The organism is Sphingomonas sp. R86520 (assembly GCF_042466285.1).
Lineage (GTDB): Bacteria > Pseudomonadota > Alphaproteobacteria > Sphingomonadales > Sphingomonadaceae > Sphingomonas.
The window spans coordinates 161,131-179,266 of the sequence record NZ_JAXHBZ010000001.1; the positions used below are offsets into that span (position 1 = coordinate 161,131).

Annotated in this window: 28 protein-coding genes and 1 tRNA gene; 27 read left to right on the plus strand and 2 right to left on the minus strand. The window is 62.2% G+C overall.

Annotated elements, in window-relative coordinates; translation table 11 throughout:
- Positions 1–245 precede the first annotated feature (245 nt).
- Positions 246–322, minus strand: a tRNA-Trp gene (locus SJY41_RS00865).
- A gap of 143 nt (positions 323–465) precedes the next feature.
- Between SJY41_RS00865 and SJY41_RS00870 the strand changes: the two genes are divergently transcribed.
- The 6 genes from SJY41_RS00870 to SJY41_RS00895 all read left to right on the plus strand — a co-directional run bounded on the left by SJY41_RS00870 (position 466) and on the right by SJY41_RS00895 (position 6,713).
- Positions 466–1,479 carry an alpha/beta fold hydrolase gene (locus tag SJY41_RS00870; RefSeq protein WP_380778282.1) on the plus strand — a complete coding sequence of 338 codons (1,014 nt, stop codon included), beginning with the start codon at positions 466–468 and terminating at the stop codon, positions 1,477–1,479.
- Between the two features lie 290 nt (positions 1,480–1,769).
- Positions 1,770–2,141, plus strand: a complete 372-nt coding sequence (gene rpsL / locus SJY41_RS00875) for a 30S ribosomal protein S12 (RefSeq protein WP_010164594.1) — start codon at positions 1,770–1,772, stop codon at positions 2,139–2,141.
- Positions 2,142–2,190: 49 nt separating this feature from the next.
- Positions 2,191–2,661, plus strand: coding sequence for a 30S ribosomal protein S7 (rpsG, locus tag SJY41_RS00880; protein ID WP_380778284.1), 471 nt, complete (start codon positions 2,191–2,193; stop codon positions 2,659–2,661).
- A gap of 94 nt (positions 2,662–2,755) precedes the next feature.
- Positions 2,756–4,852: an elongation factor G gene (fusA, locus tag SJY41_RS00885; RefSeq protein WP_380778286.1), complete on the plus strand. Its 2,097-nt coding sequence runs from the start codon at positions 2,756–2,758 to the stop codon at positions 4,850–4,852.
- Positions 4,853–5,066: 214 nt separating this feature from the next.
- Complete coding sequence (gene tuf / locus SJY41_RS00890) at positions 5,067–6,260, plus strand: elongation factor Tu (protein WP_093396860.1); 1,194 nt, start codon at positions 5,067–5,069, stop codon at positions 6,258–6,260.
- A gap of 162 nt (positions 6,261–6,422) precedes the next feature.
- Positions 6,423–6,713 carry a hypothetical protein gene (locus SJY41_RS00895; protein WP_380778288.1) on the plus strand — a complete coding sequence of 97 codons (291 nt, stop codon included), beginning with the start codon at positions 6,423–6,425 and terminating at the stop codon, positions 6,711–6,713.
- Positions 6,714–6,997: 284 nt separating this feature from the next.
- Here SJY41_RS00895 and SJY41_RS00900 read toward each other — a convergent pair whose 3' ends face one another.
- Positions 6,998–7,372 (minus strand): endonuclease domain-containing protein, encoded by a 375-nt coding sequence (locus SJY41_RS00900; RefSeq protein WP_380778290.1) that lies wholly within the window; start codon positions 7,370–7,372, stop codon positions 6,998–7,000.
- A gap of 298 nt (positions 7,373–7,670) precedes the next feature.
- Here SJY41_RS00900 and rpsJ point away from each other — a divergent pair, with 298 nt between their 5' ends.
- From rpsJ to rplO, 21 genes are all read left to right on the plus strand, one after another.
- Positions 7,671–7,979 (plus strand): 30S ribosomal protein S10, encoded by a 309-nt coding sequence (gene rpsJ, locus SJY41_RS00905; protein ID WP_007406109.1) that lies wholly within the window; start codon positions 7,671–7,673, stop codon positions 7,977–7,979.
- A gap of 358 nt (positions 7,980–8,337) precedes the next feature.
- Positions 8,338–9,084, plus strand: a complete 747-nt coding sequence (gene rplC / locus SJY41_RS00910) for a 50S ribosomal protein L3 (RefSeq protein WP_056060507.1) — start codon at positions 8,338–8,340, stop codon at positions 9,082–9,084.
- Between the two features lie 2 nt (positions 9,085–9,086).
- The gene (gene rplD / locus SJY41_RS00915) at positions 9,087–9,713 is read left to right on the plus strand and encodes a 50S ribosomal protein L4 (RefSeq protein ID WP_056047616.1); all 627 of its coding nucleotides are present in this window, start codon (positions 9,087–9,089) and stop codon (positions 9,711–9,713) included.
- Positions 9,706–10,020, plus strand: coding sequence for a 50S ribosomal protein L23 (locus SJY41_RS00920; protein WP_056047618.1), 315 nt, complete (start codon positions 9,706–9,708; stop codon positions 10,018–10,020). The genes rplD and SJY41_RS00920 overlap by 8 nt, the downstream gene beginning before the upstream one ends.
- A gap of 4 nt (positions 10,021–10,024) precedes the next feature.
- Positions 10,025–10,864 carry a 50S ribosomal protein L2 gene (rplB, locus tag SJY41_RS00925; RefSeq protein WP_055872649.1) on the plus strand — a complete coding sequence of 280 codons (840 nt, stop codon included), beginning with the start codon at positions 10,025–10,027 and terminating at the stop codon, positions 10,862–10,864.
- A 1-nt stretch (position 10,865) separates the two neighbouring features.
- Positions 10,866–11,141 (plus strand): 30S ribosomal protein S19, encoded by a 276-nt coding sequence (gene rpsS / locus SJY41_RS00930; RefSeq protein ID WP_031393761.1) that lies wholly within the window; start codon positions 10,866–10,868, stop codon positions 11,139–11,141.
- The gene (rplV, locus tag SJY41_RS00935; protein ID WP_056047621.1) at positions 11,141–11,518 is read left to right on the plus strand and encodes a 50S ribosomal protein L22; all 378 of its coding nucleotides are present in this window, start codon (positions 11,141–11,143) and stop codon (positions 11,516–11,518) included. The genes rpsS and rplV overlap by 1 nt, the downstream gene beginning before the upstream one ends.
- A complete protein-coding gene (rpsC, locus tag SJY41_RS00940) occupies positions 11,518–12,225 on the plus strand; it encodes a 30S ribosomal protein S3 (RefSeq protein WP_055872646.1) in 708 nt (235 codons plus the stop codon). The genes rplV and rpsC overlap by 1 nt, the downstream gene beginning before the upstream one ends.
- Positions 12,226–12,240: 15 nt before the next feature.
- Positions 12,241–12,675 carry a 50S ribosomal protein L16 gene (rplP, locus tag SJY41_RS00945; protein WP_031393758.1) on the plus strand — a complete coding sequence of 145 codons (435 nt, stop codon included), beginning with the start codon at positions 12,241–12,243 and terminating at the stop codon, positions 12,673–12,675.
- Between the two features lie 4 nt (positions 12,676–12,679).
- Positions 12,680–12,886: a 50S ribosomal protein L29 gene (gene rpmC, locus SJY41_RS00950; RefSeq protein ID WP_055872644.1), complete on the plus strand. Its 207-nt coding sequence runs from the start codon at positions 12,680–12,682 to the stop codon at positions 12,884–12,886.
- A 10-nt stretch (positions 12,887–12,896) separates the two neighbouring features.
- On the plus strand, positions 12,897–13,169 hold the full coding sequence (gene rpsQ, locus SJY41_RS00955; protein WP_031393756.1) for a 30S ribosomal protein S17: 273 nt from the start codon (positions 12,897–12,899) through the stop codon (positions 13,167–13,169).
- Positions 13,170–13,436: 267 nt separating this feature from the next.
- Complete coding sequence (rplN, locus tag SJY41_RS00960) at positions 13,437–13,805, plus strand: 50S ribosomal protein L14 (protein ID WP_031393755.1); 369 nt, start codon at positions 13,437–13,439, stop codon at positions 13,803–13,805.
- Positions 13,805–14,122 (plus strand): 50S ribosomal protein L24, encoded by a 318-nt coding sequence (gene rplX / locus SJY41_RS00965; protein WP_056047623.1) that lies wholly within the window; start codon positions 13,805–13,807, stop codon positions 14,120–14,122. Before rplN ends, rplX begins: the two co-directional genes overlap by 1 nt.
- A gap of 52 nt (positions 14,123–14,174) precedes the next feature.
- Entirely contained in the window at positions 14,175–14,738 is a 564-nt protein-coding gene (gene rplE / locus SJY41_RS00970) for a 50S ribosomal protein L5 (protein ID WP_082441396.1), read from the plus strand.
- A gap of 65 nt (positions 14,739–14,803) precedes the next feature.
- Positions 14,804–15,109: a 30S ribosomal protein S14 gene (gene rpsN, locus SJY41_RS00975; protein ID WP_056015537.1), complete on the plus strand. Its 306-nt coding sequence runs from the start codon at positions 14,804–14,806 to the stop codon at positions 15,107–15,109.
- 10 nt (positions 15,110–15,119) lie between these two features.
- A complete protein-coding gene (gene rpsH, locus SJY41_RS00980) occupies positions 15,120–15,515 on the plus strand; it encodes a 30S ribosomal protein S8 (protein ID WP_031393751.1) in 396 nt (131 codons plus the stop codon).
- Positions 15,515–16,048: a 50S ribosomal protein L6 gene (rplF, locus tag SJY41_RS00985; RefSeq protein ID WP_380778296.1), complete on the plus strand. Its 534-nt coding sequence runs from the start codon at positions 15,515–15,517 to the stop codon at positions 16,046–16,048. Before rpsH ends, rplF begins: the two co-directional genes overlap by 1 nt.
- Entirely contained in the window at positions 16,048–16,404 is a 357-nt protein-coding gene (gene rplR, locus SJY41_RS00990) for a 50S ribosomal protein L18 (protein WP_031393749.1), read from the plus strand. Before rplF ends, rplR begins: the two co-directional genes overlap by 1 nt.
- A 3-nt stretch (positions 16,405–16,407) precedes the next feature.
- Positions 16,408–17,199, plus strand: coding sequence for a 30S ribosomal protein S5 (rpsE, locus tag SJY41_RS00995; protein WP_132898059.1), 792 nt, complete (start codon positions 16,408–16,410; stop codon positions 17,197–17,199).
- A gap of 6 nt (positions 17,200–17,205) precedes the next feature.
- Positions 17,206–17,382 (plus strand): 50S ribosomal protein L30, encoded by a 177-nt coding sequence (gene rpmD, locus SJY41_RS01000; RefSeq protein ID WP_055872633.1) that lies wholly within the window; start codon positions 17,206–17,208, stop codon positions 17,380–17,382.
- Positions 17,383–17,502: 120 nt separating this feature from the next.
- Positions 17,503–18,045: a 50S ribosomal protein L15 gene (gene rplO, locus SJY41_RS01005; RefSeq protein ID WP_380778299.1), complete on the plus strand. Its 543-nt coding sequence runs from the start codon at positions 17,503–17,505 to the stop codon at positions 18,043–18,045.
- Positions 18,046–18,136: the final 91 nt, after the last annotated feature.

The window sequence follows — 18,136 nt, forward strand, 5'->3', positions numbered from 1 at the left end:
TTTATCGTTCGGCTTGACGACGGCACACCGCGTGTACGCCGAACTTTGACGAAAAAAAAGGCCGGTACGAGACCGGCCATGAAAGTTTTTAGGAGAGGATGCCTGAAAGGCCCGATCTTTGTGCATCGCAGCAGAATGATTTTCAAGTGCATAATCTGCATCAGGAAGTGCATCTTATGCATTCATGCCAGACATGCGGTCACGACTGCGCGATCGCCGCGATATCGTTCGGATTTTAATGGGGGTGGCAGGAGTGCTCGGATTCGAACCGAGGGCCTTCGGTTTTGGAGACCGACGCTCTAACCAACTGAGCTACACTCCTACGCGGACGGGCCCAATACCCAGCCGTTTCGAGAAGGGCAAGTGGCTGAAGTTGTAATTCGTGACGACAGTGATGATGCGTTGCATGATGCAGGGGGCGGACGTTAACCAAGTCCTTCGTTATCGATATAGGCGACTATCCGTATGAAGATCCGACTGACGATGCTCTTGCTGCCTGGTGCATTGACGATGGTCGCCGCAACCTCCGTGCCGCAGGCGCCCGACCTCGGGCCGCAGCTCGAACGCTTTACCTATCCCTGGCCGGTCCAGACGATGGAGGTCGATATCGTCGGTGCGCCAGCGCAGATGGCGTTCATGGATGTCGCACCGCAGCGACCCAACGGGCGTACGGTCGTGCTGCTCCATGGCAAGAATTTTTGTGGCGCGACCTGGGGCAGCAGCGTCCGCGCGCTCACCGAGGTCGGCTACCGGGTGATCGTCCCCGACCAGATCGGCTTTTGCAAGTCCTCCAAACCGCGCAACGCGCAGTACAGCTTCGAAATGCTGGCGACGTTCACCAAGCGACTGCTCGAATCGCGCGGCATCACACGGGCTACGATCGTCGGCCACTCGATGGGTGGCATGCTCGCGATGCGCTACGCGATCATGTACCCGGCGTCGGTCGAGAAGCTGGTGCTGGTGAACCCGCTGGGGCTCAAGGACCGCTCCGAGGAAGGCGTGCCCTATGCCGATGTCGACATGCTGTGGGCGAACGAGAAGAAGACGAGCTACGCGTCGATCAAGGCGTACCAGCTCGAGAATTACTATCACGGCGTGTGGAAGCCGTCCTACGATCGCTGGGTCTGGATGCAGGCGGGCATGTATCAGGGGGCTGGCCGCGACACCGTGGCGCTCGCACAGGCCAAAACCAGCGAGATGATCAAGACCCAGCCGGTCGCGCACGAACTCTACCGGATCACGCCGCCGACGACGTTGATCATCGGCACGCTCGACAAGACCGCTTTCGGCCGCGCCCAGGCGCCAACGAATTTACGCAAGTTTCTCGAACCAATACCAATGGTCGCACCTCGCGCCGTGAAGCAGATGCCGAATGCGAACCTCGTCATGCTCGACGGGTTGGGCCATTCGCCGCAAGTCGAGGATCCGGCTCGATTCGAGAAAGCGCTGCTTGCGGTGCTGGGCACTCGACCACGATAGGTGCGTGACATCAAAATTCGCTCAGTTATTGAGCACATCGTTCCGGGGTCACGCGTGGACCCACCGCAATCGGAGGCAGTTCCGGATCGCAGCGGACCCGGTTGACCGCAAACCCGTCCTGACCTATAGGCGCGCCCTGTTCTTCGGGAGTGTTTCCCGCCGGGCATGCTTGAACATTGCTGGATGCATTCCAGGGCCTGAGGGGCGTTTCGCGCTCCCGATGGTCCTTTTTGTATTCTCAGGCGCCTCATGGCTCCAGCAAAGTAACCACTTGAAAGGTGAAGGCTTCAATGCCGACGATCAACCAGCTGGTCCGCAAGGGCCGCGATCCGCAGAAGGCCAAGTCGAAGGTCCCTGCGATGGAAGCAAATCCGCAGAAGCGTGGCGTTTGCACGCGCGTCTACACGACGACCCCGAAGAAGCCGAACTCGGCTCTGCGCAAGGTGGCCAAGGTTCGCCTGACCAACCAGCGCGAAGTCATCAGCTACATTCCGGGCGAGGGCCACAATCTTCAGGAGCATTCGGTTGTCCTGATCCGTGGCGGTCGTGTCCGCGATCTTCCCGGTGTTCGCTATCACGTCCTGCGCGGCGTGCTCGATACACAGGGTGTGAAGGACCGGCGTCAGTCGCGTTCCAAGTACGGCGCCAAGCGTCCGAAGTAAGCCGGTCAGGTATCTGATCATCAAGGCTGAAGTTTAGAAGGAATACAAAATGGCACGTCGTCGTCGTCCCGAAAAGCGGGTCATCCTGCCTGATCCCAAGTTCGGGGATGAGGTTCTGTCGAAGTTCATGAACAGCGTCATGCTGGACGGCAAGAAGTCCGTCGCAGAGCTGATCGTGTACGGTGCATTCGAAACCGTCGAGAGCCGCGCAAAGCGCGATCCGATCGGCGTTTTCCACGATGCGCTGAACAACGTGAAGCCGGGCATCGAAGTCCGTTCGCGCCGCGTCGGTGGTGCAACGTACCAGGTGCCGGTCGAGGTTCGTCCCGATCGTGCACAGGCGCTGGCAATTCGCTGGCTGATCGGTGCGGCGCGTTCGCGCAGCGAGAACACGATGGCCGCACGGCTGTCGGGTGAGTTGATGGACGCCGCCAATAACCGTGGCAACGCGGTCAAGAAGCGTGAAGATACGCACCGGATGGCGGAAGCCAACCGCGCCTTCTCGCACTACCGCTGGTAACCGCGATGCAGGCGGTCTTTCGCCTGTAACGCAAACACCTATATATTGGGGAGCCGGCACGTTCGGCTCCCCATATTCTTAAGGAAGCACGATCATGGCCCGCAGCCATCCGCTCGACCGTTACCGTAACATTGGCATCATGGCGCACATCGACGCCGGCAAGACGACGACGACCGAGCGCATCCTCTATTACACCGGCAAGTCCTACAAGATCGGCGAAGTGCACGAAGGCACCGCGACGATGGATTGGATGGAGCAGGAGCAGGAGCGCGGGATCACGATCACGTCGGCTGCGACCACCTGCAAGTGGCGCGCCGAAGAAGGTAAGGGCGAAGAGCACCTTATCAACATCATCGATACGCCCGGCCACGTCGACTTCACGATCGAAGTCGAGCGTTCGCTCCGCGTGCTCGATGGCGCAGTGGCATGCTTCGACGGCGTTGCCGGCGTTGAGCCGCAGTCCGAGACCGTTTGGCGTCAGGCCGACAAGTACGGCGTGCCGCGCATGTGCTTCGTCAACAAGCTCGATCGCACCGGTGCCGACTTCTACTTCTGCGTCGACTCGATCATCGAGCGCCTCGGCGCGCGTCCGGCCGTCCTGTACCTGCCGATCGGCATGGAAGGCGGCTTCAAGGGTCTCGTCGACCTCGTCGAGAACCGCGCGATCATCTGGCTCGAAGAGAGCCTCGGCGCGAAGTTCGAATATGCCGAGATCCCCGAGGACATGCTCGAAAAGGCTGCGAAGTATCGCAGCGAGCTGATCGAGATGGCCGTCGAGCAGGACGATGCTCTCATGGAGGCCTATCTCGAAGGCAACGAGCCTAGCGTCGCCGACCTGAAGGCGCTGATCCGCAAGGGTACGCTCAGCATGGCGTTCGTGCCCGTGGTGTGTGGCTCGGCGTTCAAGAACAAGGGCGTGCAGCCTTTGCTCGACGCCGTGGTCGACTATCTGCCGAGCCCGCTCGACGTTCCCGCGATTCAGGGTCTGAAGCTCGACGGCGTGACGCCGGACGAGCGTTCTTCGTCGGACGACGTGCCGTTCTCGGCACTGGCGTTCAAGATCATGAACGATCCGTTCGTCGGCACGCTGACCTTCGCCCGCATCTACTCGGGCAAGCTGGAGACCGCATCGCAGGTCACCAACTCGGTCAAGGACAAGAAGGAAAAGGTCGGTCGCATGCTGCTTATGCATGCGAACGAGCGCGAAGACATCCAGGCGGCCTATGCTGGCGACATCGTCGCTCTCGCAGGCCTCAAGGACACCACGACCGGCGATACGCTCTGCGCGATGAACGCACCGATTATCCTCGAGCGGATGGAATTCCCCGAGCCTGTGATCGAGCTGTCGGTGGAGCCGAAGACCAAGGCCGACCAGGAGAAGATGGGCATCGCGCTCAATCGTCTCGCACGCGAGGATCCTTCGTTCCGCGTGTCGTCGGATCCCGAGTCGGGCCAGACCATCATCAAGGGCATGGGCGAGCTCCATCTCGAGATCCTGGTCGATCGCATGAAGCGCGAGTTCAAGGTCGAGGCGAACGTCGGCGCTCCTCAGGTCGCGTATCGCGAGTATCTGAAGAAGCCGGTCGATGTCGACTACACGCACAAGAAGCAGTCGGGCGGCACCGGCCAGTTCGGTCGCGTGAAGGTGAAGGTCACGCCGGGCGAGCGCGGTTCGGGCATCATCTTCAAGGACGAGATCAAGGGCGGCAACATTCCGAAGGAATATCTGCCGGCGATCGAGAAGGGCTTCCGCGAAACCGCTGCAACGGGTTCGTTGGTCGGCTTCCCGATCATCGATTTCGAGATCGTCCTGTATGACGGTGCATACCATGACGTCGATTCGTCGGCGCTGGCGTTCGAAATCTGTGCACGTGGTGCGATGCGCGAAGTGGCTCAGAAGTCGGGCATCACGTTGCTCGAACCGGTCATGAAGGTCGAGGTCGTTACCCCGGAAGATTATCTGGGCGACGTCATCGGCGACATGAACAGCCGTCGTGGCCAGATCCAGGGTACCGACAGCCGCGGCAACGCGCAGACGGTCGAGGCGATGGTCCCGCTGGCCAACATGTTCGGCTACGTGAACTCGCTCCGCTCGTTCACCCAGGGTCGCGCACAGTACTCGATGCAGTTCTCGCACTATGACGAAGTGCCGCAGAACGTTGCGGACGAGGTGAAGGCTAAGCTGGCGTAAGCCGTAGGCGCACGGAGCCAGGGCAACCTGGCTCCGAGACGCCGCAAGGCCGGCCGGCCTCGGGTTCGCCCGAGGTCAGACGACACGGAATTCACTTCCGTGTCGGCCCCCTTCGCAAGGCAGGGGCTGGCGCAACGCTTTAACAGCCGCTATTGGGCCGCGTTCGCGCGGTTCCCGGGGTGGCACCGGAATACGAATCAGAAGGTAGGAAACAATGGCCAAGGCAAAATTTGAGCGGAACAAGCCGCATCTCAACATCGGCACCATCGGTCACGTCGATCATGGCAAGACGTCGCTCACCGCTGCGATCACGAAGGTTCTGGCAGAGACGACCGGCGGTACCGCCGTCGACTTCGCCAACATCGACAAGGCTCCCGAGGAGCGCGAGCGCGGCATCACGATCTCGACCGCACACGTCGAGTACGAGACGACCGCACGTCACTACGCGCACGTCGATTGCCCGGGCCACGCCGATTATGTGAAGAACATGATCACCGGCGCAGCTCAGATGGACGGCGCGATCCTCGTCGTTTCGGCGACCGACGGTCCTATGCCGCAGACCCGCGAGCACATCCTGCTTGCACGCCAGGTCGGCGTGCCTGCCATGGTCGTGTTCATGAACAAGGTCGACCTGGTCGACGACGCAGAGATCCTCGAGCTGGTCGAGATGGAAATCCGCGAGCTGCTCAGCTCGTACGACTTCCCGGGCGACGACATCCCCGTCATCCAGGGTTCGGCTACGGCTGCACTCCAGGACAAGCTGCCTGAAATCGGCAAGGAAGCCGTCCTCAAGCTGATGGCTGCCGTCGACGAGTACATCCCGCAGCCGGAGCGTCCGCTCGACAAGCCGTTCATGATGCCGATCGAGGACGTGTTTTCGATCTCGGGTCGTGGTACGGTCGTCACCGGCCGCGTCGAGACCGGCATCGTCAAGGTTGGCGAGGAAGTCGAGATCGTCGGCATCCACCCGACCGTCCGCAAGACCACGGTCACGGGCGTCGAGATGTTCCGCAAGCTGCTCGACCAGGGCCAGGCTGGCGATAACGTCGGCGCACTGATCCGCGGCGTTGCACGCGACGAAGTCGAGCGTGGCCAGGTGCTCTGCAAGCCAGGTACGATCAAGCCGCACACCGACTTCAACTCGGAAGTGTACGTGTTGTCGAAGGAAGAGGGTGGCCGTCACACGCCGTTCTTCGCCAACTACCGCCCGCAGTTCTACTTCCGTACGACGGACGTGACCGGCACCGTCGAGCTGCCTGAGGGCACCGAGATGGTCATGCCAGGCGACAACGTGTCGCTCGGCATCAAGCTGATCGCTCCGATCGCCATGGACGTGGGCCAGCGCTTCACGATCCGCGAAGGCGGCCGTACCGTCGGTGCAGGCGTCGTCAGCCAGATCGACAAGTAAGCATCTTCTCCCTCGGGAGGTGATCGAAGAGCCCGACTTCTCGCGAGAGAGGCCGGGCTTTTTCGTGTTTTTTTGGGGGTCGACCGGGTTGCTGAGGCGCTATCGCGCACCTTTTGGGCGAACTGACTTGCCCGACTCCGCTTGTGGTGCGCATAGAACAGTATGACAATTCAGTGGCAAAGACGTCAAACGCTGCTGGTATGGATCACTGGCTACCTATGGACCGTTCCGGCGGTCATTACTCTTAGCCGTGTGCTGAATTGGCAATATGATGCCGATATCGGCTGGTGGGTCGTCATGGCTTTTACGGCGCCGATCATTATGCTTACCGAGCCTTTCGGTTCAGCTATACCGTTTGCTGCATATACTACCGCTTATATCGTCGTTCTGTTTGCAATGACTCTCTTGGTTGTCCGTAACTGGGATTCTAGCGGCTCTTCGGCGGGAAACTGATTTTGAGTGGGGTGGGAGCTATGCGGCTCTCATTGCGCCGATTGCCGATGACCACATTCAGAGTGCGAAAAATGGGTTGATCACGCTGCCGGCGGGTAAATCGCCGATGTCGCGTTGCCTCCCCCTCCGTCAGGCTGCGCCTGCCACCTCCCCCTAGCGGGGGAGGATTTCATGCTCGCGCTCGGTGCGCCATCTAGTGTGCCGCTCCGCGATCAGCCGCGCGCAGCCAATCCTCCCCCGCCAGGGGGAGGTGGCGCCGAAGGCGTCGGAGGGGGAGGGGGCGATTAGCCCTCGAAGGTGGTTCGGCGTTGGAGTGTGATGGACGTGATCTGGCGGACGACGTCGTCGAGGTTCGCCAGCATTTCTCGGGCTGGGTAGCGGAGGACTTGGATGTTCTGGCTGACTAGCCACGCGTCTCGCGCTACGTCTCGTTCGGGGCGGTTGCCGTGGTTGTGGGCTTCGCCGTCGACTTCGACCGCGAGTCGGGCTGGGGCGCAGTAGAAGTCCAGGACGTAGGGGCCTGCTGCGTGTTGCTTTCTAAAGCGTAGGCCTTCGTCATTGGCACGTAGCGCTAGCCAGAGGGCGATCTCTGGTGGCGTCATCTGTTTTCGCAGGCGCTTGGCGTTGCTGTGGTCGTGTAGGGATCCTTCGAGCCGCATCGCTTGCCTCCCCCTCCGTCACCTTCGGCGCCACCTCCCCCTGGCGGGGGAGGATCAAGTAATAGGGCGATCTTAGCTGCGGAGCGTCGACATCTTCAATCCTCCCCCGCAAGGGGGAGGTGGCGCCGAAGGTGACGGAGGGGGAGGGCAGGGCACGCTTCGATATTGCCCGTCGCCTGGAAAACCCGCTCCCCCCGGTTGCATTTCAACCGACTCTCCCGTAATGGCCCGCCTTCGGTTTAAACATCAACCAGCAAGAGCCCGGAAACGGGCCCGCTCTTTCGCATCGGTAGGGACTATGGACAGCAATATCCGCATTCGTCTGAAGGCGTTCGATCACCGTGTGCTCGATCAGGCCACTGGCGACATCGCCGACACCGCACGCCGCACCGGCGCGCTCATCCGCGGTCCGATTCCCCTTCCGACGCGCATCGAAAAGTTCACCGTGAACCGCGGCCCGCACATCGACAAGAAGTCGCGCGAGCAGTTCGAGGTGCGCACGTACAAGCGTATGCTGGATATCGTCCAGCCGACGCCGCAGACGGTCGATGCGCTGATGAAGCTGGACCTCGCCGCTGGCGTTGACGTCGAGATCAAACTCGCCTGACGCGAGTTTGCCTTTAGTCCCCGCGGAGGCGGGGATCCAGCTTGTTGACGTAGTCAACGGGCTGGCCTAAGGCCTGGCGCGGCGCGGTCGACCGGTAACGGTCCCGCGCCGCTCTACATTGGGATACCGCCGTCGGTGAAAACCGACGGGGCAGCGTCCCCCGTCACGCTTCCGCATTCGCAGGAGCACCAGCCCGGGACGGGGGCACGTTTCGTATTTACCGGGTTGAACCGACTCCATTCAGGGCTTTTGCCGGGGATGGGGTCAGGTGGACGCATCATGGAGCTCGCTCCGGACATGGTCCGCAAGCCCCCGAGGAATAGTCCGACGGGGCCTCTGTCTAGGAAGGGACAAGATCATGCGTACTGGCGTGATCGCGAAGAAGATGGGGATGACCCGCCTGTTCCAGGAAGATGGTCGGCACGTGCCGGTCACCGTTCTGGCACTCGAAGGCAATCAGGTCGTTTCCGTTCGCGAAATGGATCGTGACGGCTACACTGCCGTCCAGCTTGGTGCAGGTGTCGCCAAGTCGAAGAATGTCGCAAAGCCGCAGCGCGGCCATTTCGGCAAGGCCGAAGTGGAGCCCAAGGCTGTCGTCCATGAGTTCCGCGTGAACGCAGACGGCCTGCTCGACGTTGGTGCTGAGATTTCGGCCGACCACTACGTCGCAGGCCAGATCGTCGATATCCAGGGCAAGACCCAGGGTAAGGGCTTCCAGGGCGGCATGAAGCGTTGGGGCTTCGGCGGTCTGCGGGCAACCCACGGCGTGTCGGTCTCGCACCGTTCGCTCGGTTCGACCGGTCAGCGCCAGGATCCGGGCAAGGTCTTCAAGAACAAGAAGATGGCCGGCCACATGGGCGACAAGTATCGCACCCAGCAGAACCTCGAGATCGTATCGACGGACGTCGAGCGTGGTCTCCTGTTCGTCAAGGGTTCGGTTCCTGGCTCCAAGGGCGGCTGGCTCTTCGTCAAGGACTCGGTGAAGGTCGCGCGCCACGCCGACGCACCGTTCCCCGCCGGTCTCAAGACCGCAAACAGCAACACCGCAGCAGACACGCCGGCCGAAACGACCGACGCACCTGCAGCCGACGGCCAGGAGGGCTGAGCGTGAAGATCAAGGTTTCATCTTTCGCCGGCACTGACGCAGCGGACATCGAGCTCAACGACGAGGTCTTTGGCCTCGATCCGCGCGCCGACATCCTGCACCGCGTCGTCACCTGGCAGCTCGAGAAGCGTCGCGAGACGGCTCGTGGCACCCGCGAGCGCGCAGACGTTGCTCGCACCGGCAAGAAGTTCGGTCGCCAGAAGGGCGGCGGTACGGCTCGTCACGGCGATCGTCGCGCACCTGTGTTCATCGGTGGTGGTAAGGCTCACGGCGCACGCGTCCGTGACTTCAACCCGTCGCTGAACAAGAAGGTTCGCTCGCTCGGTCTGCGGATGGCTCTCAGCAGCCACGCCAAGGCGGGTTCGCTGGTCATCATGGACAGCCTGGCTGTCGAGGGTGGCAAGACCAAGACGCTGCAGGGCGATCTCGCAAAGCTCGGCTTCGGCAAGCGTGCGCTCGTCATCGACGGCGACATGGTCGACACCAGCTTCGCATTCGCTGCGGGCAACCTGTACGAAGTGAACGTGATGCCGGCTGCCGGCGCGAACGTTTACGACATCCTGAAGCATGACACGCTGGTGCTGACGCGCGCCGCTGTCGAAAAGCTGGAGGCGCGCTTCCATGGCTAAGAAGCAGAAGGCGGGCATCGATAATCGTCATTACGACGTTATCCTGGCCCCGCACATCACCGAGAAGACGACGACCCTGTCGGAGTTCAACGCGGTTGTGTTCAAGGTATCGAACGATGCCACGAAGCCCGAGATCAAGGCGGCCGTCGAGGCGCTGTTCGACGTGAACGTCGTCGGCGTGAACACGCTCGTCCAGAAGGGCAAGACCAAGAAGTGGAAGGGCACGAACTACTCGCGCTCCGACATGAAAAAGGCAATCGTGACGTTGAAGGACGGTCAGTCCATCGACGTGACGACGGGGATCTGAGGCCATGGCACTCAAGCATTATAATCCGACATCGCCGGCACGCCGCGGTCTCATCCTGGTCGACAAGTCGTCGCTCTGGAAGGGTCGCCCCGTCAAGGCGCTGACCGAAGGTAAGCACAAGACCGGCGGTCGTAACAACAAGGGCCATGTGACCTCGCGCGGCATCGCCGGCGGTCACAAGCAGAAGTACCGCTACATCGACTTCAAGCGTCGCAAGTGGGACGTCGAAGGCACCGTCGAGCGGATCGAGTATGATCCCAACCGCACCGCGTTCATCGCCCTGGTCAAGTACCCGGACGAAGAGCTCGCCTACATCCTGGCGCCACAGCGTCTGGCCGTCGGCGACAAGGTCCTCGCGGCCAAGAAGACCGACGTGAAGCCAGGCAATGCCATGGAACTCGGTCAGATGCCGGTCGGCACCATCGTCCACAACGTGGAGATGAAGCCGATGAAGGGTGGCCAGATCGCCCGTTCGGCCGGCACGTACGTGCAGGTCGTCGGTCGCGACAAGGGCATGGTGATGGTCCGCCTGAACTCGGGCGAGCAGCGCTACATCCGCAGCGATTGCATGGCTACGGTTGGCGCGGTCTCGAACCCCGACAACCAGAACCAGAACCTCGGCAAGGCAGGCCGTTCGCGCTGGATGGGTATCCGTCCTCTGACGCGCGGCGTCGCCAAGAACCCGGTCGACCATCCGCACGGCGGTGGTGAAGGCCGTACCTCGGGTGGCCGTCATCCGGTTACGCCTTGGGGCAAGCCGACGAAGGGTGCGCGCACGCGTCATAACAAGTCGACCGACAAGATGATCATCCGGTCGCGTCATTCGACGAAGAGGAAGGGCTAACATGGCTCGTTCAGTCTGGAAGGGCCCCTTCGTGGACCTTCATCTGCTCAAGAAGGCAGAAACCGCCCAGGACACCAACGCGCGTTCGCCGATCAAGACCTGGTCGCGTCGCTCGACGATCCTGCCGTCGTTCGTGGGTCTCACGTTCAACGTCTATAACGGCCGCAAGTTCGTGCCCGTCTCGGTCAACGAAGACATGGTCGGCATGAAGCTCGGTGAGTTCGCGCCCACGCGCTACTTCCCCGGCCACTCCGCCGACAAGAAGGGCAAGCGCTGATGTCTAAGCAAGTCAGCCCGCGCAAGGTCGCGGACAACGAGGCGCTTTCGGTCGGTACGCAGATCCGTGGTTCCGCGCAGAAGCTCGGCCTCGTGGCTGCGTTGATCCGTGGCAAGAAGGTCGGCGATGCGATGAACATCCTCGCCTTCTCGACCAAGGGCATGGCGATCGAAGCGCGCAAGGTGCTGGCCTCGGCCATCGCCAACGCCGAGAACAACCATAACCTCGACGTCGACGCACTCGTCGTCGCCGAGGCTTCGGTCGGCAAGTCGATCACGATGAAGCGCTTCGCTACCCGCGGCCGCGGCAAGTCGACCCGCATTCTCAAGCCATTCAGCCGTCTGCGCATCGTCGTGCGCGAGCAGGAAGAAGCATAATGGGTCAGAAGAGCAACCCCATCGGTCTGCGTCTGCAGATCAACCGTACCTGGGATAGCCGCTGGTACGCCGAAGGCGCCGACTATGGTCGGCTCCTGCTCGAGGATCTCAAGATCCGCGCGTTCATCATGAAGACGCTGCCGCAGGCCGCGATCTCCAAGGTGGTCATTGAGCGTCCGGCCAAGCTGGCCCGCATCTCCATCTTCGCTGCACGCCCCGGCGTGATCATCGGCAAGAAGGGTGCGGACATCGAGAAGCTGCGTTCGACGATCGGCAAGATGACGTCGTCGACCGTGTCGCTGAACATCGTCGAGATCCGCAAGCCGGAAGTCGATGCGCGTCTCGTCGCGCAGGGCATCGCCGATCAGCTCGAGCGTCGTATCGCCTTCCGCCGCGCCATGAAGCGTGCGGTCCAGTCGGCGATGCGTCTCGGTGCCGAGGGCATCCGGGTGAACTGCGGTGGCCGTCTTGGCGGCGCCGAGATCGCACGGTCGGAGAGCTATCGTGAGGGTCGGGTTCCGTTGCACACGCTGCGCGCGAACATCGATTATGCCGAGGCTACGGCGCACACGTCCTACGGCGTGTGCGGCGTGAAGGTCTGGGTCTTCAAGGGCGAGATTCTCGGCAACGATCCGACGTCGTACGACCGCATCATGATGGAGGCTCAGACCTCCGGCGTGCGGCCGCAGCGCGACGATCGTCGCTAAGGGGCAGGAACAGACATGCTGCAACCAAAAAAGACCAAGTTCCGGAAGGCCTTCAAGGGCAAGATTTCGGGCGACGCCAAGAGTGGCTTCTCGCTCAATTTTGGCTCCTACGGCCTCAAGGCGATGGAACCCGACCGGATCACCGCACGCCAGATCGAGGCGGCCCGCCGCGCGATCACGCGTCACATGAAGCGCCAGGGGCGTTTGTGGATCCGCATTTTCCCAGACCTTCCGGTCTCGGGAAAGCCAGCCGAAGTCCGCATGGGTAAGGGCAAGGGCGCGCCGGAATACTGGGCCGCTCGCGTCAAGCCAGGTCGGATCCTGTTCGAGCTCGACGGCGTCGACGGCAAGATCGCCGCCGAGGCGTTCGAGCGGGCGGCCATGAAGCTGCCGATCAAGGTAAAGGTCGTTGCCCGCCTGGGCGACACCTCGCATCTGGGAGGCGAGTAAGATCATGGCTCGTATCGACGACATGAAGACCAAGAGCGACGACCAGCTGTCGGAGTCGCTCGGCGAACTGAAGCGCGAGCAGTTCAACCTGCGCTTCCAGGCCGCCACGAACCAGCTCGAAAAGCCGAGCCGCGTTCGTGAGGTCCGCCGCGACATCGCTCGCATCAAGACCCTGCAGGCTCAGCGCACCAGCGCTGAAGCCGCGAAGTAAGGAACGTATCATGCCGAAGCGCGTGCTGACCGGTCTGGTCGTGTCCGACAAGGGCGACAAGACGGTGGTCGTGAACGTCGAGCGTAAGGTGAAGCACCCGCTCTACGGGAAGATCATCCGTCGCTCGAAGAAGTATCATGCTCATGACGAGAGCAACGAGTTCAAGCAGGGCGAGACCGTGCGGATCGAAGAGACCGCACCGATCTCCAAGCTGAAGACCTGGAAGGTGATCGAGCGGGTCAACACCCACGCGACGCCGGAGCGGGCTTCGGCCGAGGGCTGAACTGGTACGCTCCAAACCCCGTCTTCCCAGCGAAAGCTGGGATCTCGTGGTGGAGGGCGATCGGCTCGAACAGGGATACCCCAGCTTTGGCTGGGGTGACGGGTTTGAGTTAAGAGGGCAGGGGGGAAACCTCCTGCGCTCTTGTTTTCGTAAACTGGAACGGCTAAGCGGCCGCTCCTCCCCGCTGCGGTTCGTCCGTGGCGGGGTGATTTTTTAGGCGGGGTTCGGTCGGTATCGACCCCAGAGACAGAGAAGGGATACGGATCCATGATCCAGATGCAGTCCAATCTCGACGTCGCTGACAACAGCGGCGCGAAGCGGGTGCAGTGCATCAAGGTGCTTGGGGGTTCCAAGCGTCGGGTTGCAGGCGTTGGCGACATCATCGTCGTCAGCATCAAGGAAGCGCAGCCACGTGGCCGTGTGAAGAAGGGCGACGTTCACCGCGCGGTGATCGTGCGTACCGCCAAGGATATCCGCCGTGCAGACGGTACGGTCATCCGCTTCGACGGCAACGCCGCGGTGCTGGTTAACAAGAACGAGGAGCCGATCGGCACCCGTATCTTCGGCCCAGTCGTTCGCGAGCTGCGCGGCAAGAAGCACATGAAGATCATCAGCCTTGCGCCGGAGGTGCTGTAATGGCGTCGCAGCGTATCAAGAAGGGTGACAAGGTCATCGTCCTGTCCGGCAAGGACAAGGGCAAGACCGGTGAGGTCACCGTCTCCATGCCGAAGACCGACAAGGTCGTCGTATCGGGCGTCAACATCGCCGTGCGCCACACCAAGCCGACTCAGGGTGACCCGCAGGGTGGCCTGATCCGCAAGGAAGCACCGATGCACGTTTCGAAGGTCGCGCACGTGACCGCCGACGGAAAGCCGACCCGCGTCCGCTTCGAGGAGCAGGACGGCAAGAAGGTCCGCGTCGCCGTCAAGACCGGGGAGAAGATCAATGGTTGATCAGAACACTGGCGCTGAGAACACCGGCACCGAGGCCGTCTACGTTGCGCGCATGCGCAAGCTGTACGACGAAACGATCATCAAGGCGATGACCGAGAAGTTCGGTTACAAGAATGTCATGGAGATCCCGCGGCTCGACAAGATCGTGCTGAACATGGGCGTCGGCGAAGCCACGCAGGACAAGAAGAAGGTCGACCAGGCTGCTTCCGAAATGGAGCTGATCGCCGGCCAGAAGCCTGTCGTGACGAAGGCCAAGAAGTCGATCGCGCAGTTCAAGCTGCGTGAAGGCATGCCGATCGGCGTAAAGGTCACCCTTCGCCGCGAGCGCATGTACGAGTTTCTCGACCGTTTCATCACGATCGCTCTTCCCCGCGTCCGCGATTTCCGCGGGCTCAACCCGAAGAGCTTCGATGGCCGTGGCAACTATGCCTGCGGTATCAAGGAGCAGATCGTGTTCCCAGAAATCAGCTATGACCGGGTCGACAAGGTCCGCGGCATGGATGTGATCGTGACGACGACCGCAAAGACCGACGACGAGGCTCGCGAGCTTCTCCGTCTGTTCGGTTTCCCGTTCCCGATCGAAGACGACGCTGCCGACGAGAAGAAGGCAGCTTAACTACCAACCGCCGCCCCTGACCTCGTGTCATGGGCGGCGCTTCAGGAAAGAAAGAACTTAAGTCGATGGCGAAACTGAGTTCAGTCAACAAGAACGAGCGCCGCAAGCGCATGGTCAAGCAGTATGCCCCAAAGTACGCGGCGCTGAAGGCAATCGCAGCGGACAAGACGCTCGACGATGGTGAGCGCCTGATCGCTCGCCTCAAGATGGCGGCACTGCCGCGCAACGCGAACCCGACCCGCATCCGTAACCGGTGCGAGCTGACCGGTCGCCCGCGCGCCTATTACCGCAAGTTCCGGCTCTGCCGTATTCAGCTGCGCGATCTGGCCAACAAGGGCCTCATCCCCGGCGTCACGAAGTCGAGCTGGTAAGGACTAAATCATGGCAGTGACCGATCCCCTGGGTGATTTGCTCACCCGTATCCGTAATGGCCAGCGCGCGAAGAAGGACTCCGTCCTCACGCCGGCGTCGAAGCTGCGCGTCCGCGTGCTCGACGTTCTGCAGCGCGAAGGCTATATCCGTGGCTATAGCGAAGAGCAGATGGGCCCCGCGGCCGGCCTTCGCATCGAGCTGAAGTATTTCGAGGGCCAGCCTGCGATCAAGCATGTCGCGCGCGTCTCGAAGCCAGGCCGTCGCGTCTATTCCGGCTCGCAGGAACTCCCGCGCGTCCGTAACGGCCTCGGCATCACCATCGTCTCGACGCCCCGCGGCGTGCTGTCGGATTCCGAAGCACGCGAGCAGAACGTCGGCGGCGAAGTCCTCGCGGAGGTGTTCTGATGAGCCGCATTGGTAAGAAGCCGGTCACCGTACCGGCGGGCATAACGCCGACCATCGAGAACAAGCAGCTGACCATGAAGGGCCCCAAGGGTACCCTCAAGATGCCGCTTCGCGACGAGATCAGCTACACGATCGAAGACGGCGGCATTTTGGTGCAGCCGGCCAACGACACCAAGCGCGCTCGCGCGTTCTGGGGCATGCAGCGGACCATGGTGCAGAACCTGGTCACCGGCGTGTCGGAAGGCTTCACCAAGAAGCTGCTGATCACCGGCGTCGGCTATCGTGCCGCAGCGCAGGGTCGCAACCTCAAGCTGCAGCTCGGCTACAGCCACGACGTCAACATCGACGTGCCGGAGGGGATCGAAGTCAAGACCCCCGACAACACGACGATCGAGATCTCGGGTTCGGACAAGCAGATGGTCGGTCAGCTGGCCGCGGAAATTCGTCAGTGGCGCAAGCCCGAGCCTTACAAGGGCAAGGGTATCAAGTACGACGGCGAGTTCATCTTCCGCAAGGAAGGGAAGAAGAAGTAATGACCAAGGGACTTTCTCTTTTCGCCAAGCGGCGTCGCCGCAACCGTACCGCGCTCCGCGCACGTGCAGGCACCCGTCCGCGGTTGTCGGTGCATCGCTCGGGCAAGCACATCTATGCCCAGGTGATCGACGATGCCGCTGGCACGACGGTCGCATCGGCCTCGACGCTGGAGAAGGACGTGCGCGGCACGTCCGGCGCCAACATCGACGCGGCGACTTCGGTCGGCAAGCGCGTCGCCGAGGCTGCCAAGGCAGCGGGCGTGACCCAGGTCGTGTTCGATCGCGGCGGCTTCCTCTACCACGGTCGCGTGAAGGCTCTTGCCGATGCCGCGCGCGAAGCCGGATTGGAGTTCTAAGACATGGCTGACGAAAACAACACGCCGGCAGTAATCGCTCCCGAGACGACCGCGCAGGACGTCACGGCTCAGAACGTTCCGCAGAGCACTGGCTACCAGGGCAACAACGGTGGCGGTCGCGGTCGCGGCGGTCCCGGTGGCGGCGGCGGTGGTCGTGGTGGCCCCGGCGGCAATCGCAGCGGTGGCCCGGGCGGCAACCGCGGTGGTCGCGACGGCGGTCGCGGTCGCGACAATCGTGGCGGTCGTCCCGGTGCGGACGATGGCGGCGAAGAGCTGATCGAGAAGCTGGTCCACATCAACCGCGTCTCGAAGACGGTCAAGGGCGGTAAGCGCTTCGGCTTCGCAGCGCTCGTCGTCGTCGGCGACGGCAAGGGTCGTGCAGGCTTCGGTCATGGCAAGGCACGCGAAGTGCCGGAAGCCATCTCGAAAGCGACGGCTGCTGCCAAGAAGAAGATGGTTCGCGTTCCGTTGAAGGACGGTCGCACGCTGCATCATGACGGCAACGGTCACTTCGGTGCCGGCAAGGTCACGCTGCGGTCGGCGCCTCAGGGTACGGGCATCATCGCCGGTGGCCCGATGCGCGCAGTCTTCGAATCGCTGGGCGTTGCGGACGTTGTGACCAAGTCGGTCGGCACGTCGAACCCCTACAACATGATCCGCGCCACGTTCGAGGCCCTTGGCGAGCAGACCTCGCCCAAGGCCGTCGCACAGCGTCGCGGCAAGAAGATCGCCGACCTGCTCGGCCATGGTGGTTCGAAGACCGCCGAGGCCGATGCAGCTGCGATCACGGAGTAAGCGATCATGGCAACCATCAAGATCACGCAGACCGGTTCGCCGATCCGCCGCGAGAAGGATCAGCGCGCAACGCTGATCGGTCTCGGCCTCAACAAGATGCACAAGACCCGCGAGCTGGAAGACAGCCCTGAGGTCCGCGGCATGATCCGCAAGGTGCAGCACATGGTGTCGGTCGAAGGCTGAGCCTTCACGCTACCTAGTGACAAATACCGGGAAGGGGGCTAACGGCCCCCTTCCTCATTTCCGGATTCGAACCCGGCGATTTCAAACCAGCGCGTAACAAGCGAAAGCGAGTGCATTACCATGAAGCTCAACGAACTCCGCGATAACGAAGGTGCCCGTAAGTCCAAGATGCGCGTCGGACGCGGCATCGGCTCGGGCAAGGGCAAGACCGGCGGCCGCGGCCAGAAGGGCCAGAAGAGCCGCGAGGGCGTGTCCATCGCCGGCTTCGAAGGCGGTCAGATGCCCCTGCACATGCGTCTGCCTAAGCGCGGCTTCAACAATATCTTTCGCAAGGACTTCGCAGAGGTCAACCTCGGCGCGATCCAGCTCGCAGTCGACGCCGGCAAGATCGAGGCGAACGCCACGCTCGACCACGACGCGCTGAAGGCCGCTGGCCTGGCACGCGGCGGCAAGGACGGCGTCCGCCTCCTCGCCAAGGGCGAGCTGACCACGGTCCTCTCGTTCACCGTCGACGGCGCGTCGAAGGGCGCGATCGAAGCGGTCGAGAAGATCGGCGGCAAGGTCGAGGTGATCCACTTCGTCCCCGCAGCCGAGAAGGCTGCCGCCAAGAAGGGCGTGAAGTACAAGGAGCGTGCGGCGCACAAGGCGTCGTTCAAGGCTTAAGCCGGACTGGAGGGGGCGGGTGCTGATGCGCCCGCCCCCTTTTTGTTTGCAGGGGCCTCGTATCTACCGTTCGCGAGTAACACCCTTTTCC